This is a genomic window from Methanomassiliicoccus sp. (assembly GCA_033485155.1).
Classification (GTDB): Archaea; Thermoplasmatota; Thermoplasmata; order Methanomassiliicoccales; family Methanomassiliicoccaceae; genus UBA6.
On record JAWQJJ010000005.1, the window covers coordinates 1 to 14,335 of the forward strand.

General features: G+C 55.4%; 12 protein-coding genes and 1 tRNA gene. 2 read left to right on the forward strand and 11 right to left on the reverse strand.

The features are described from left to right. Nucleotides 1-968: 968 nt before the first annotated feature. Complete coding sequence (locus tag SA339_08200) at nucleotides 969-1,508, reverse strand: hypothetical protein (GenBank protein MDW5563194.1); 540 nt, start codon at nucleotides 1,506-1,508, stop codon at nucleotides 969-971. A gap of 672 nt (nucleotides 1,509-2,180) precedes the next feature. Between SA339_08200 and SA339_08205 the strand changes: the two genes are divergently transcribed. After that, on the forward strand, nucleotides 2,181-2,732 hold the full coding sequence (locus SA339_08205; protein MDW5563195.1) for a hypothetical protein: 552 nt from the start codon (nucleotides 2,181-2,183) through the stop codon (nucleotides 2,730-2,732). A gap of 1,586 nt (nucleotides 2,733-4,318) precedes the next feature. Here SA339_08205 and SA339_08210 read toward each other — a convergent pair. From SA339_08210 to SA339_08240, 7 genes are all read right to left on the reverse strand, one after another. Then, nucleotides 4,319-4,395, reverse strand: a tRNA-Ala gene (locus SA339_08210). Nucleotides 4,396-4,562: 167 nt separating this feature from the next. Further along, the gene (gene ilvD / locus SA339_08215) at nucleotides 4,563-6,209 is read right to left on the reverse strand and encodes a dihydroxy-acid dehydratase (GenBank protein ID MDW5563196.1); all 1,647 of its coding nucleotides are present in this window, start codon (nucleotides 6,207-6,209) and stop codon (nucleotides 4,563-4,565) included. 130 nt (nucleotides 6,210-6,339) lie between these two features. Further along, a complete protein-coding gene (gene rpsJ / locus SA339_08220) occupies nucleotides 6,340-6,651 on the reverse strand; it encodes a 30S ribosomal protein S10 (GenBank protein ID MDW5563197.1) in 312 nt (103 codons plus the stop codon). 34 nt (nucleotides 6,652-6,685) lie between these two features. After that, nucleotides 6,686-7,963, reverse strand: a complete 1,278-nt coding sequence (tuf, locus tag SA339_08225; protein ID MDW5563198.1) for a translation elongation factor EF-1 subunit alpha — start codon at nucleotides 7,961-7,963, stop codon at nucleotides 6,686-6,688. An 81-nt stretch (nucleotides 7,964-8,044) separates the two neighbouring features. Then, nucleotides 8,045-10,243, reverse strand: coding sequence for an elongation factor EF-2 (locus tag SA339_08230; protein ID MDW5563199.1), 2,199 nt, complete (start codon nucleotides 10,241-10,243; stop codon nucleotides 8,045-8,047). Between the two features lie 25 nt (nucleotides 10,244-10,268). After that, on the reverse strand, nucleotides 10,269-10,862 hold the full coding sequence (locus SA339_08235; protein ID MDW5563200.1) for a 30S ribosomal protein S7: 594 nt from the start codon (nucleotides 10,860-10,862) through the stop codon (nucleotides 10,269-10,271). 4 nt (nucleotides 10,863-10,866) lie between these two features. Further along, nucleotides 10,867-11,295 carry a 30S ribosomal protein S12 gene (locus SA339_08240; GenBank protein ID MDW5563201.1) on the reverse strand — a complete coding sequence of 143 codons (429 nt, stop codon included), beginning with the start codon at nucleotides 11,293-11,295 and terminating at the stop codon, nucleotides 10,867-10,869. Nucleotides 11,296-11,660: 365 nt separating this feature from the next. On the opposite strand from SA339_08240, the gene SA339_08245 reads away from it, so the two are divergent. Next, entirely contained in the window at nucleotides 11,661-12,344 is a 684-nt protein-coding gene (locus SA339_08245) for a hypothetical protein (protein MDW5563202.1), read from the forward strand. Here SA339_08245 and SA339_08250 read toward each other — a convergent pair. The 3 genes from SA339_08250 to SA339_08260 all read right to left on the reverse strand — a co-directional run bounded on the left by SA339_08250 (nucleotide 12,341) and on the right by SA339_08260 (nucleotide 14,286). Continuing rightward, nucleotides 12,341-12,919: a DUF99 family protein gene (locus tag SA339_08250; protein ID MDW5563203.1), complete on the reverse strand. Its 579-nt coding sequence runs from the start codon at nucleotides 12,917-12,919 to the stop codon at nucleotides 12,341-12,343. The genes SA339_08245 and SA339_08250 overlap by 4 nt on opposite strands. Continuing rightward, nucleotides 12,916-13,269 carry a peptidyl-tRNA hydrolase Pth2 gene (pth2, locus tag SA339_08255; GenBank protein ID MDW5563204.1) on the reverse strand — a complete coding sequence of 118 codons (354 nt, stop codon included), beginning with the start codon at nucleotides 13,267-13,269 and terminating at the stop codon, nucleotides 12,916-12,918. The genes SA339_08250 and pth2 overlap by 4 nt, the downstream gene beginning before the upstream one ends. 165 nt (nucleotides 13,270-13,434) lie before the next feature. Then, nucleotides 13,435-14,286, reverse strand: a complete 852-nt coding sequence (locus tag SA339_08260) for a site-specific integrase (protein MDW5563205.1) — start codon at nucleotides 14,284-14,286, stop codon at nucleotides 13,435-13,437. Between the last annotated feature and the right edge of the window lie 49 nt (nucleotides 14,287-14,335).

Here is a 14,335-nt window from a genome sequence, read left to right on the forward strand (position 1 = left end):
TGGCGATATGCAAGAAGATCGTGGAGCGTCACGGCGGCAGAATATGGTTCGAGAGCGAACCGGGCAAGGGGACGACGTTCTTCTTTACGATCCCGACATGATCCCCCGGCGTCGCTATGGTGGGTTAGACGCCCTATGCGCCGAGCATCGGGCCCTTCGTCTAGATATTCCAGATGACCCAGTCGGTCAGCCCATCCTATGTGATCTTCCGCACAATACTGAGCGTCAGATATTCGTGGGACAATGTGTATTCTCAACAATTTCACAAGTGTAGCCCAATAACTTAGGTGGATCCGAATTACCAATGAAGAATGTCTCAGGTAGAGATGTATCGAAAGTGATGTCGGCCACGATGGTCTGCCCTGCTGGTACAGTGATGACAGCGTAGTCTCCTGTCCAATTCCCCCATGAGGAGCTGTTTCCGATGTAGCTGATGCAGTGTAGTTCCACCGTCTGATCTGCCGATCTGCCATTGACCAGAGTGACGCTGTAGGTCACATTGGCCGTATGTCCGTCAAGAGTCAGTCTTGCTGAGTATCCATCGATATGAGTTCCGTTTAGAATATACCGGAAAGCGATGACAGCGGCGATTGCAACAATTACCACGGCGACAATGGCTAGAGTGGCGAGCCAGAGTTTTCGAGTCTTTTTTTCTTTGGTGGTGGTAAATGGGTTCTTCGTTTCCGTTCTTACTTTTTCCTCATCGGATTATTTTAATTCATCTAATTTTGACTCTGGCATTAACTTCCCCGAACGATGTATCCGATTACAATCAAATAAAAACCATACATTCAGAACCTATTGAATAGATTACGCCTTTAAGCGATAGGAAGCATTCAGCATACATTAGCACGCAGATCATATCACTTCCGTAGACATGGCTGGTTAAACAATTCTCCGATTCCTTCCGCTTCCCCGGATGATTTTAATTATGGTCAGTTGAATTCCTGGCGTCAATATCTTCATTTTTAAACCATCTTCTCAGCCTGTATTTGTGCAACCTGAGTAATGTTCGAACTGGTCCATCCGAATGAATTGTTCCAGCCGAACTGCATGATTGCCAAATAACTGCCTTTGACGACATAGATATTCTGACATTGATCGACATCGAGTATTGTGTGCATATCATCCAGCATAAACGCCGCATCGCCGGCTGCTATCAAAGCAACGTTTCTAGATGTATTATTTTCGAATCCAGAGAGTATGGAGCCGAATATTACTCGAGCTGCTTCGGTCGAATTGAAATGGTATAGATCGATAACAATCGCCGCTTGCATTCCGGTTGAGTTTGTCCATTCCATCGATGACGTGCATGAGTCATCAGATACTACATAGTTCATAGCTGGACCATAAATGACGTTTTGCTTCCACCCTTTTTCATGCAAATCCGAGACGATGAGAACTGCTTTCTCAGATGGCGTCCTGATAGGCGTGGATTGGAATAGAGTCATGCTAACCAGAACAATTGCTACAATGGCGACAGCTATCAATATCAATTTCCTATTCATGCTTCCCCGATTTGAATATAGCAGAACCAAACTTTATGGTTATCTTCAGAATAATCGGAGCGACGTTTGCTTCCTGCACACCATGGGTGTGTCGTTCATTGTATGCGAGGAGATTGCGAAAACTACCGAGGAGATACACCTCGCTCGCACTGGCCAATGACTACGCGAAGGTGCAGACTCTGCTCCTCTCGATCATGCTCATGGCGCGAATGGACGACGATCGAAGGGGAATCGCAGCGGCCATGCTCTGCCCTAAGCTTGAACGAGACATCGCTCAAAGACACTCTCTTGCCACTAAGTCCTGATACTATCTGCGTCATGGGATCGAGCTCCGATGGTCACTCAATAGCGTCCTCAGGCTCGATGAGGCTGTAGTCCTGGCATCCATCGTCAGCGAGGAATAGCGACCGAGGAATCCACCCACACTGGAACAGCGTCCCTCAAATCAGTTAATTATATTCCAGCCTGCCCTAAAAGGGCAATTCTGGAAAGGTCTGTAAAATAGTGGATGGACCGGGATTTCTGAACGAGAAAGTTACTGTGTAGGTCCTCAAAATACCCCAAATCGGGCAAATCGCCCTGAAGTTATGAAAAGTAAATAAAAACCCTTCATTTTCTTTTATTTATAAAAGTGTTATTTATCTCCCAACCTCATTCAAGATGGGGAATTGGATGAAACGGATTCATTTAGTGATAGCGATTGTAGGCATTGTAGCTGCTATTATCATCTCAGGGGCGGCGGTAGCTGGCGTCTTCGATCCGCCTCCGAAGAATGTCATTCTCAAAGCGCAAGACATGGAATTGATACCGGGTCTTCATGGCGATTGGACTCAGACCACGCTAGATCTGCGGAACATAACCTATTCGCTGGATGGGGCGAAAAATACGGCGCTGTCCTGCATGGAACTCGAGAACGCCACAGGACACAGTTCGTGTACGATCATAGTGGCGGAGATGCATTCCGCGGAACAGGCAAAGGAGCAATACCTCGAGGCCATATCCCCGAATTCATTTCAGAATAGCAGTTTCTGGAACCAAACATCCCTAGACTCTATTGGTGATGGAGGAGTAATGTTCACAAGCAACTCGCCAACACCGCTGACGGGCTGTTGGGTTTTCTTCCACAAGGGCGTCTACATGGTGAAGATGTTGGGAGTGGGAGACGTTAACGAATGCCAGTCAATTATGCTCAGACTTGCGGAAGCTCAGGCTGACAGACTCTAGATGGAGGCTGCGATGAAAATACCAAACCATCTTCTTTTCCTTTTTTTATCCCCAATATATCAGCGGGAGAGCCCTAAAGCCCAGCCTAGAGAGGATGCTCCGTGAGGGCAGAGCTCGACACTTCGATGCCGTTCTAATTGTCAGGTTGGACCGATTAGCCCGATCGGGAAAGCAGCTATTGGGTATCATAGAGAACCTCGACAGTTTCAAAGTGGCCCTGGTCTGTATGGATCAGGAAATGGACACCAAAAGCCCCTGCTGGAAGACTCCTTTTGACAGTCCTTGGGGCGGTCGCAGAGCTCGAGTTGGACTTGATAGGGAAGGGACTAAGGCGGACTCGCTAGAGCCCGGGCGGAGGGCAGGAAGCTAGGGAAACCGCCTAAGCACGAGCTCACCGAAAAAATGGAGAGGCTTCGAGCCCAAGGCCTTCCCTTCGGCAGATCGGGGAGAGATTGGGCATCAGTCATCAAACTGTCAAGCAGAGGATCCGTAGGGCTAGGGTACAAAACCGGGTGGATTCCCAGAATGATGCCAGTTAAATCGCTTACCGATGCCCGAGACGGGGCTTCGGAATCGTTCGATAAATTTACGTCTATCTCTGCCCATTGTTCCCTTCAGAGGAGCTAAGATGCCTAGAGTATGGAGGCTCCTCGAGGACGAGATAGAGGACTATCTAAAGGAACTAGAATCTGGACAGAGAAGCCCGGAGACCATCAACGACTCCGCCGGACCTTGGTTTACATGTTTGGAGCCTTGAGGGATGCAAAAATGACGGTGAATCCTCGCGAATTTGCCGAAAGGAGCTGGATTACCTCAAGGACGATTTCTTAGAAGGGCAGTCAAGCAACTACCGATCTAACCAGATAAAACGCCTCTTTAAATTCCTGAGATGAGCGGGAAACAACGAGGTAAGGTGCATTAGACTGAGCTATGGCAATCTGGATTCGCCTAATATCAAATGGCTAAGCGATGACGAAGCCCTGAGCCTGAAGCTCAATGCTACTGGCATTGCCAAGATGATAATTCATTGTGAGCTGGATCTTATGACGGACAGGATTGAACTCCTAAGGCTAAAGGTAAGCGATTTCAAAACTGGCAGAAATCCTTCATCCATGTCCATGAAAAGGGCAGGTATGGAGGGAAACATGCCGACATCGCTTGGCATCCAGAACTGCTGCCATATTAGAGAAACATCTTACCGAGGTTCGAGAGAAAGAGGTTCAGAAGGCGCTCAGGAAACAACCCTTGGTTGTTGCGCCCGACAATCTCTTTATCTAAGAACGGAACGGGTAACTTCACGCATACAAGAAAACGGCCATTGACTCATTTCTAAAGAACTTTGGCCGGACCCTAGGAATGGAGATCTCCAACCATGACCTAAGGCGAACGGGCGGCAGAATGATGCATCGGGCAGGAGTCCCTATCGAGGAGATAGCTAGGGTATTGAGGCATTCGGACACGAAGGTTACAATGCACTATCTAGGGCTTGATAGGGACGATATGAACCGAGCAATGGAACAATACCGCTAGTATCAGAAAAATGTGATTTGCCCTAAAACGGGCATTTTTGAAGTTAGCCAGTGTAATGGTGGACGGACCGGGATTTGAACCCGGGGCCTCGTGATTGCAAATCACGCGATCTTCCGAGCTGATCTATCCGCCCTTGTCTCCCTCGTAGCGCCATTTCGGATAAATAGGTTCCCATGTACCCAGCATAGCGTGCAAAGGTAATATGGAAAAAAGATAGCGACCTCGGTGGTACATTCACGGACTAAGCCGTGAACCGGCGCGGACCACGAGGCCGGTCGTTCTCCGATGGTCGGGGCGACCTCACTTCAGCACGGCGCCCTGGGCCCCGCTCCCCACCAGCTTGCGGTACTTGGCCAGGATGCCGGTCACCGGACGATCGACGATCCGCACCTCCTTGAGCCGGCATTCCATCTCCCGATCGGTGATCTCGAGCTGCAGCTTGCGGCCGGGTATATCGATGGTTATTGCGTCGCCTTCCCTCACCGCGGCGATCGGACCCTTGGCATAAGCCTCCGGGGACACGTGACCGATGCACGGCCCCCGGGTGGCCCCGGAGAACCGGCCGTCGGTGATCAGCGCGACGTCGTTGGACAGGCCCATACCGGAGATGAGGGAGGTGGGGGAGAGCATCTCTGCCATGCCCGGACCGCCCTTCGGCCCCTCGTAGCGAATAACGACAACGTCACCCTTGACAATCCTGCCGGCCATGATGGCTTCCATGGCCTGAGCCTCCGAGTCGAACACCCTCGCTCTCCCGGCGAAGTGCATCATCTTCTCCGAGACCGCGGCCTGCTTCACCACCGAGCCCTCCGGGGCGAGGTTGCCGTATAGCACGGCGATCCCCCCCTGCTCGTGGAACGGACGGCTAAAGGGACGAATCACTTCCTCGTCGGCGATGACTGCTTCATCCGCGATCTCGTAGAGCTTCCTGCCCGAGGCGGTGTCCTCGTTGGACAGCTGACCCTTGAGCCGCTTGAGGATCGCGGGGATGCCCCCGGCGCGCTCCAGGTCAGCGATGTGATAGGGGCCGGAAGGACGGATGGAGGTGATATGCTTCACCTGCCGCGACAGCTCATCAAAGGTGCGCAGATCGATCTCGATGCCGAACTCGTGGGCGATGGCCGGCAGGTGGAGGGCGGTGTTGGTCGACCCGCCGATGGACATGTCAACCTTGATGGCGTTGAGCATCGAGGCCTCGGTGACTATGCTCCGAGGCGTCACGTTGTCGCGGACGAGCTCCACGATGCGGCGGCCGGTGGCGCGGGCGATCTCCCGCTTCTTCTTGCTGATGGCGAGCGACGTGCCGCAGCCCACCAGGCTCATCCCCATGGCCTCGGTCAAGCAGGCCATGGTGTTGGCCGTGAACAGGCCGGAGCAGGAGCCCTCTCCCGGACAGGCAGCGCACTCGACCCTCATGACCTCGTCCGCGGTCCTCTTTCCGGCGGCGTGCTCCCCCAGCGCCTCGAAGATGTCCTGGAGGTCGATCTCCCGCCCGTCCAGAGTACCCGCTTCCATCGCTCCCCCGGTGACCATGATCGCCGGGATGTTGAGGCGGCCGGCGGCCATCAGCATGCCCGGGGTGACCTTGTCGCAGTTGGTTATCCCGACCCACCCGTCGAACATGTGAGCATTGTCCATGATCTCCACGCAATCGGCGATGGTCTCTCGGGAAGGGAGAGAGAACCGCATGCCCGAATGGCCCATGGTGATGCCGTCGCACACCGCCGGCACTCCGAAGACGAAGGGCACACCCCCGGCCTCCACGATCCCCCGCTTGACCTCATCCACCAGCTTGTTGAGGTGGACGTGCCCGGGGACGATCTCGTTCCAGGAGTTGGCGATCCCGATGAACGGCTTGTCCATGTCCTCGGAAGTCACACCTGAAGCTCGCAGAAGGCTCCTGCTCGGGGCCTTGTCCAGTCCCTTCTTGACCTGATCACTCCGCATCTTATCGGAGCATGATACGACTCAGGATAGAAAATGTTTCTATGCTTTCGAACGAAGGAACACGAGCAAACGAGTGAATGAAACAAAAAGAAAATTGGTGGGTAAATCGTTTCAGAAGGGGTTTCGCCGCTTAGGACCTGAGGACGATCTCGATATTGACGCCGTCAGGGACCTGGATCCTCATGAGCTGGCGCAGTGCACGCTCGTCAGCGTCTAGATCAATAAGACGCTTGTGGATCCTCATCTCCCACCTGTCCCAGGTTTCCGAGCCCTCTCCGTCGGGGCTCTTCCTCACCGGGACCACCAAGCGCTTGGTGGGCAGGGGGATAGGTCCGCGGATGGCGACACCGGTCCTCTGGGAGATCGACTTGATCTGTCCGCAGACACTGTCGACCTTCTTGGGGTCAGTGCCGCTCAGCGATATTCTTGCTCTCTGTGCCATAGATTAGTCCCCCAAAAATTTGGGAGGAAGGGGTTTACATTACCCTCTTCTCGACGTCCAGGCAGATACCTGCAGCAACGGTCTGGCCCATATCCCTGATAGCGAACCTGCCGAGCTGGGGGAACTCCTTGGCCTTCTCGATGACCATCGGCCTGGAGGGCTGGATCTTGACGATCGCAGCGTCACCGGTCTTCAGGAACTGGGGGTTCTCCTCCTTGACGGCACCGGTCGCGGGGTCCAGCTTCTTCTGGAGCTCCAGGAAGGTGCAGGCCACCTGAGCGGTGTGGATGTGGAAGACGGGGGTGTACCCGACAGTAATGACCGAGGGGTGGTTCAGGACCATGATCTGGGCGGTGAAGGTCTTAGCCACCGAGGGCGGGTTGTCGACCGGACCGGCCACATCGCCGCGCTTGACATCATTCTTGGCGATGCCACGGACGTTGAAGCCGACGTTGTCACCGGGGTAGGCAGCGGGAAGCTGCTCGTGGTGCATCTCCACGCTCTTGACTTCACCGACGACGTGGGCGGGCTCGAACATGACCTTGGTCTCAGGCTTCAGCACACCGCACTCGACACGGCCCACAGGGACGGTGCCGATACCGGTGATGGTGTATACATCCTGGATAGGCAGCCTGAGCGCCAGGTTGGTGGCCTTTGCGGGCTCCTTCAGGTTGTTCAGCGCATCCAGCAGGGTGGGCCCCTTGTACCAGGGCATGTTGGCGGACGGCTTGGTGGCGTTGTCGCCCTTGAAAGCGGAGTAGGGGATGAAGGGGACCTCGTCGAGCTTGAATCCGATGGACTTCAGGATCTTGCCGACTTCTTCCTTGACCTTCTTGTACTGCTCCTCAGAGTAGGCAGGCTTGGTGGCGTCCATCTTGTTGAGGCCAACGATGATCTGCTTCACGCCAAGGGTCCTGGCCAGGAAGATGTGCTCCTTGGTCTGGGCCTGAGGTCCAGCGCCAGCGTCCACGACAAGGACTGCGGCATCAGCCTGGGAGGTACCGGTGATCATGTTCTTGACAAAGTCACGGTGACCAGGGGCGTCAATGACGGTGAAGTAGTACTTGTCGGTGTTGAACCGCTTGTGGGCGACGTCGATGGTGACACCTCTCTCCCTCTCTTCCTTCAGGGAGTCCATGACCCATGCGAATTCGAAGGTCGCCTTTCCCTTCTCCTCAGCCATCTTCCTGTACTTCTCGATGAGGTACGCATCTACGTTTCCAGTGTCGGCAAGCATCCTGCCTACGGAGGTGGACTTGCCGTGGTCAACGTGACCGATAAAGACTAGATTCAAGTGTGGTTTCTCTGCCATTTTTACTGCCTCCTACGTTTATATACTGTTATATGAGTTTTTACTCCATACCATTTTTCGTATTTAATCGTTGTTCAGCGCTCAGCCCGAATAGTACGCAGCGTCGTACGGCTCTGGCTTCAGTCCCTTCCGGGTCCTGATCTCGGCTACAACCTTGGTCTGAATTTCGTTCGGGACTGGTACGAATCCCGAGTTCTCAGTGGACCAAAGGGCACGGCCCTGGGTGGCACCGCGGATGGCGGAAGCGAATCCGAACATCTCGGCGACCGGCGCCTTGGCGGCGATAATCGTCGCCTCGCCTTCCTGATGAATGTCCTCGATGGTACCGCGCCTCTGCTGCAGCTCGCGCAGGGCGTCGCCCATGACGGACTCAGGGCAGTTGATGTAGATCTTGGTGAGCGGCTCCATTAGGATCCTGTTACCAAGGCACATCGCACCGTAGACAGCGGACCGGAACGCGGGGATGACCTGCGCCGGACCCCTGTGGATGGAGTCCTCGTGGAGCTTGGCATCCACGAGCTTTACCTTCAGCCCCATGACCTTTTCCTGGGCGAGCGGTCCGAGGTTCATTGCCTCCTCGAATCCCTGCTTGCACAGTTCAATGGTCTCGTTCAGGTATTGGATACCTTTGGTACCGTCGATGAAGACGTTGTTGTCCTTGAACATGACAACGCCCCTAGCCTCGTCACGGTCCATGCCCAGGTCCTGCAGCTTCCTGGCCAGTTCCTTGGCATCCTTAATCTTGCCCTCGACCACCAGTTCGCCGCTCTTGATGGCGTCGACGATGGGCTGCTCCAGCTGGGATACCTCCACGAAGAAGCGGTTGTGCTTGTTCGGGGACTTGCCCTCGAAGGCGGGGCTCTTGTTCTTGACGTTCTCCCTGTACACCACGATGGGCGGGGAGGACTTGATCTCGACCTTATGATCGTTGACGATACGGTAGGTGGTGATCTCGAGGTGCAGCTCACCCATGCCCGACAGCAGGTGCTCGCCGGTCTCGTTGTTGATCTCGACCTGGATGGAGGGATCGGCCTTGGCCACGGTCCTGAGGACCTCGACCAGCTTGGGCAGGTCCTTCATGTGCTTGGCCTCGATGGCCACGGTGACGACCGGCTCGGTGTAGTGGGAGATCTTCTCGAACGGCTCCATGGCCTTGTCCGAGCTTACGGTGGAACCGGCCATGGCATCCTTCAGACCGGCCACGGCAACGATGTTGCCCGCTTCCATGTGGTCGATGGGAATCCTGTCCGCGCCGACGCTAAGGGCGATGGTCTGGGTCCTCTGGGGATTGGGCATTCCGGACACCCATAGCTCCATGCCCCTGGTGACGGTGCCGGAGAACAGACGGCCGATGGCGACCTCGCCAGCATGGGGGTCGACGATGATCTTGGTGATCATTAGGGCGACCGGACCCTTGGCGTCGCAGTTGAGCATGGTCTTCGCGACCTCGGACTCCTTGTCGCCCTTCCAGATGACCGGGATACGGATCTTCTGAGCGTCAAGGGGGTTGGGGACGTGCTCGATAACCATGTTGAGCAGGACCTCGTGGACCGGGGCCTTCTTGGCCAAGGTCTTCTGGTCGTTGTTCTTGCAGTACTCGTAGACCTTGGCGAAGTTGATGCCGGTCTTCTTCATGGACGGGACGTTGACCGCCCAGTTATGGAACGCGCTACCGAAGGCAACAGTGCCGTCCTCCGCCTTAACCTGCCATTCCTTGTTGAGGGGCTCAGGCAGCTGGGAGGCGATACGGCGGTTGACCTCGGTGATGATGGTCACGAACTTCTTCTGCATCTCCTCGGGAGTGACCTTCAGTTCGTTGATCAGGCGATCCACCTTGTTGATGAACAGAACAGGGCGGACACGCTCCTTGAGGGCTTGCCGGATAACGGTCTCGGTCTGGGGCATGATGCCCTCGACCGCGCAGACCAGGATAATGCAACCATCCAGAGCGCGCATGGCCCTGGTGACGTCGCCACCGAAGTCGACGTGGCCGGGAGTGTCGATCAGGTTGATCAGGTACTCGCTGCCGTTGTACTTGTGAACCATCGAGGCGTTGGCGGCGTTGATGGTGATACCACGGGCCTGCTCCTGCTCATCGAAGTCGAGCAGTAGCTGCTTACCGGCGAGGTCCTCGGACATCATGCCGGCGCCAGCGATGAGGTTGTCGCTCAAGGTGGTCTTTCCGTGGTCGATGTGGGCGGCGGTCCCGATGTTCCTGATGAACTCAGGATTCTTGGAGATCGCTTGGGCCCTTGCGATGTTGTCTTCCTTGCGTCCCATAAGATTTCACCTATGTTAATCTTGATTACCGAGCCGATGATGCAACGCGCTCCAGCTCCTCCTTCTTGGCAACAGAGAACGAATTCATGTCGCCCTTGGAAGCAAGGATGAGCTCGTCGGCGAGGCATTCCTCTACCGGCTTCTTGTTCTTGAAGGAGGCGTCCACGGTTCCCTTGGCGATGTTCCTGAGGGCGATGTCCAGCCTCCTGCAGGGAGCCACGTCCACGGCCTTGGGGACGGAAATACCTCCGAACTGCAGCCGAGTGATCTCCTCACGGGGAGCGGCGTTCTCGAGCGCTTCCACCAGAACCTGCACAGGGTTCTTCTTGGTCTTGTTGGCGATGATCTCGAAAGCGTCCTTGACCACTCCCAACGACTTTGCCTTCTTGCCAGTGTACACCTCGGTCCTCATGAGGTTGTTCACCAGGCGCTCGACGATGCTGACCTTGGACTTTCCGAAGGACCGGTTGGCATGCTTGCCCCCAGTGTGGGGGATGGCGACGGGGGTGAGGTCTATGTACTTGGCTAGGCCACCGTCCCTGATGCCAATCCCGGTCATCTCGTACTTGCCAAAGAGCATTACGCCGCTAGCGATTTGAGCTTGAGTTTCTCCTTCCACAATATCACCTCACCGGCTTCTCCTTGCGACCCCTGACGAGCTCGTTGAGGGAGACATTGTTGACCTGGACGACCTTGTAACGTACTCCAGGAATATCGCCGTAGGACCTTCCCAGCCTGCCGCCGATACCCTCTACCATGACCTCGTCATGCTCGTCAATGAAGTTGATGGCGCCGTCACCGACAGCGAACGCGGTGATCTGACGGCCGTTCTTGATAAGTTGGACCTTGACGCACTTTCTGATGGCGGAGTTCGGTTGCTTGGCCTCGATACCTACCTTCTCCAGTACGATGCCACGGGCCTGAGCCGCACCCTCCAGGGGGTCGGACTTCTCCCGGAGCTTCAACATTCTCCGCTTGTATGTGCTATCTGACCATCTGAATTTCTGACGGTCGACCTTGAGCTTCCTAGCCGTGTAAAGACCTCTAGCCAAATGATTCACCTTCTTTGTGAGAAGCGGGCTCCTTATTATGGTAGTTATATTTAAGGGTTAAGGGTTTTTCAGAGACCGTTCAGGCTACTCTTATTAGGCATCTATATTAAAACTATTCGGTAAGAGAAAAAACATGCTGGCCAGGCCCAAAGGACGGGAGGAGAGGCGCCCCGGGGCTCACCGGGGTGAGGACGAGAGGAGAACGCACAATTGTATACATTCGCACCAATATTAACGCCAACGGGCTCTCTTCCGGCGGTCCGGCAACGAAGAGTGGGCGGCTCGACCGCCTGAGCAATCCAGATTCTCTGAACGGGGTCGAAAGAGATTTATCGAGATGCCTCAATCCCCTACTGGGATGGGATATGGGCGACGAAAGGGATGCGGCCCGTCGGTTGAACAAGGCACAGCGCATTATAGAGTATGGCTTGGCAGTAGCTGTGCCCCTGCTCCTGACGCTGATGCTCTACTCTTATGTGATATATAACGATCTGTTCACGCCGCTGTTCGTCCTCGTCGTGGTATTCGCCGCGCTGATGGTCGTTCCGGCATACATGGCCCTCCGGCTCCACTACGACTGCTGGGCCCGCAACACCATGCCCCAGCGCCTGGCCACCGGACTGGTGGGAACGATCTACATCTCGGCGGCCTCGGTCTTCGGGGTGTCCCTCATGTCCACCACCAAAGGCCTCGACCCCGAGCAGCCGCTCACCTTTGCCGTGTTCGCGTTGCTGGCCATGCTCCTGATAGCGGTGATGGCCTACAACTCGAGGTTCAAGGCCCAGAACGAAAGAACCGACATTCGGTTCTTCCACAAGGAGAGCGACACCCTGGCCACTGAGATCCGGACGGTTTGCGACACCCAGAAGATCGGCTACAAGGTGATAAAGAACGGAAAGGTCATCACTATGGAGCTACCGGACAGCAAGGTGTTCATCACCCTCCGGAAGCAAAAGCCTTCCGCCACCGAGGTCATGGTGGAGTGCCAGGACCCTGTCGGCACCGAGTTCTGCTCGACCCTGAAGCAGTCCCTGGATCAGGAAGCCTAGGCCCGGCCGTGGGACTCGCCCCGCACCATCGCGCTCGATATCAGGTGGGCAATCCGCAGCGGCTCCGGCAGGCGGCCTTGGACGGTGCATTCCCCCAGGATCATCTCCAAGGCCTCCGCATCCATCCCGGCGATGGAAGCGAACAATGATCTTCTGCGGGGACCGATCTTGAAGAGAGGGTTCCGCTTGATTATTCTCAGCCGCTCCTGCCAGTCGGGAAAATGAGCTCGGAGGGCCGCCTCCATCTTATCGAAGTCGGGCATCTCCCGGGTGACCGTGGCGCAGGGGATGCCCGTCCGGCGGTACATCATGTCCACGTCGATGACATTGAAACCCCCGACAGCCACTCCGTCGAAGAGGATGAGGCGAAGCTGTTCCCGGTACCTCGACCGTCCGACCATGGCCGAGATGGCCTCGTTGGCATCGCTACCGTCCACTTGGACCTCGGTGCGCATGATCCCCTCGATGTACATCGGCAGGCGGGCCACCACCCCCACGACCAGAGCCCTCTCGGACCGGAAGTCGAACGGGGAATCGTCGATGCCCAGGATGCGCACGTGCCGCTTCACGCTCATACCAGCTTGAGGTGCCCGGTGACCTTGTCTAGCACGTCGTTCGGTCCCGGGCCGATACCCAGGCAGGTCACGGTATTGGGCGGGATCTCAGTCATGCCCGCGTCGGTGATCAGCGACGTGACCAGCCGGAGGGCCTCAGCGTTGCTCTTGACCTCGTACAGGTCATCCAGGGTCGGTACCTTGACCACGACCTTGCGCTGCCCCTCGGCATACCAGCGGTCGAACCATTCGGGGCTCCTCTTCTTGGCGGCGAGGGCGCAGTTGACCGCGGCGTGGGCCACCTGCGCCGCCATCTTCCCGGCCGACAGCTTGAGGTCCCAGCGCACCACGATCACGAGCTTGTATTCCATCAATATCACGACGATGCCTGGTTAGCGTGTGCCTGCTTATAATCCTGATGAATCTGGCCGTGAGGGGCTCCTGGATCGACGATCGGCCGATAGGCTCGGGCCTCGGGTAAAAGACTTTTAAACCGACTTGTGACTGGATAGAAGAACTAGGTTCAATTTCGATGCTTAATGGTACCTCGGCTGAAATTTGTCCACAGAATTGTCTAAATCGGAGTCTTTGAGGCCGAGATATTGAATTGTGGTCTCCACCCTTTCGTGACCTGCAAATCGCTGGATCTCTGGGAGCGACATCCCGGCGAAGTAAAGATCTCGAAGGCAGGATCGCCTGAAGGTGTGAACGTCCAGAGATATGCCGATCCGCTTTCCATGACAATGAATTGCGGAGTAGATCCCGTCGTCTGTATATGGTCCGACTGGATGACCGTTCCTGGCTGGATGGAGCATGAAGAATTCGTTCCTTATCGTCCTCCTCCACGCCATATAAGGTTCGATCGCTTCCCAGAACTGCCTGGTCAATCTTATTCGCCGACCTTTGGATCCCTTTCCGAGAACAGTCAAATGATCCTGGTCGACCTCCGACCACTTCAGCTCTGAAAGTTCCGTTTCCCTGAGTGCTGTATATATCAATATCAGCATTAGGGTCTTCGTCCAGAGATCTTCGCATGACGAGATCACTGCAATAGTCTGTTCTTTCTCCAACCATCGAACTCTTGATCTCGTTACCTTGATCCGCAGCCGGAACTTTTCCGGCCATGATAGTCCCACATGCTCTAGGAAGAGCAGCATTACCATCATGTATCCCATCTGCGTCGAGGTTCGATACTTCTTCACATGCCTTTGATACTCTTGGGCATGGGAAGCTTCCCACTTCTTCGGGTTGTCCGGCCAGTTGTGTGACTCTCCGAACTTGATCGCCTGTAGAATTTCGCTCTTGTAGGTCTTCAGGGTTGTCTCCGGATAGTTCTGTTCCCTCAACTTCTCTATCCATTCGAGAGCCAATTTCCTGCTCGGTCTCATCCGTGGCATCCACCGCCCCCCCGAACTTTACAATGACTATCTGGTTAGG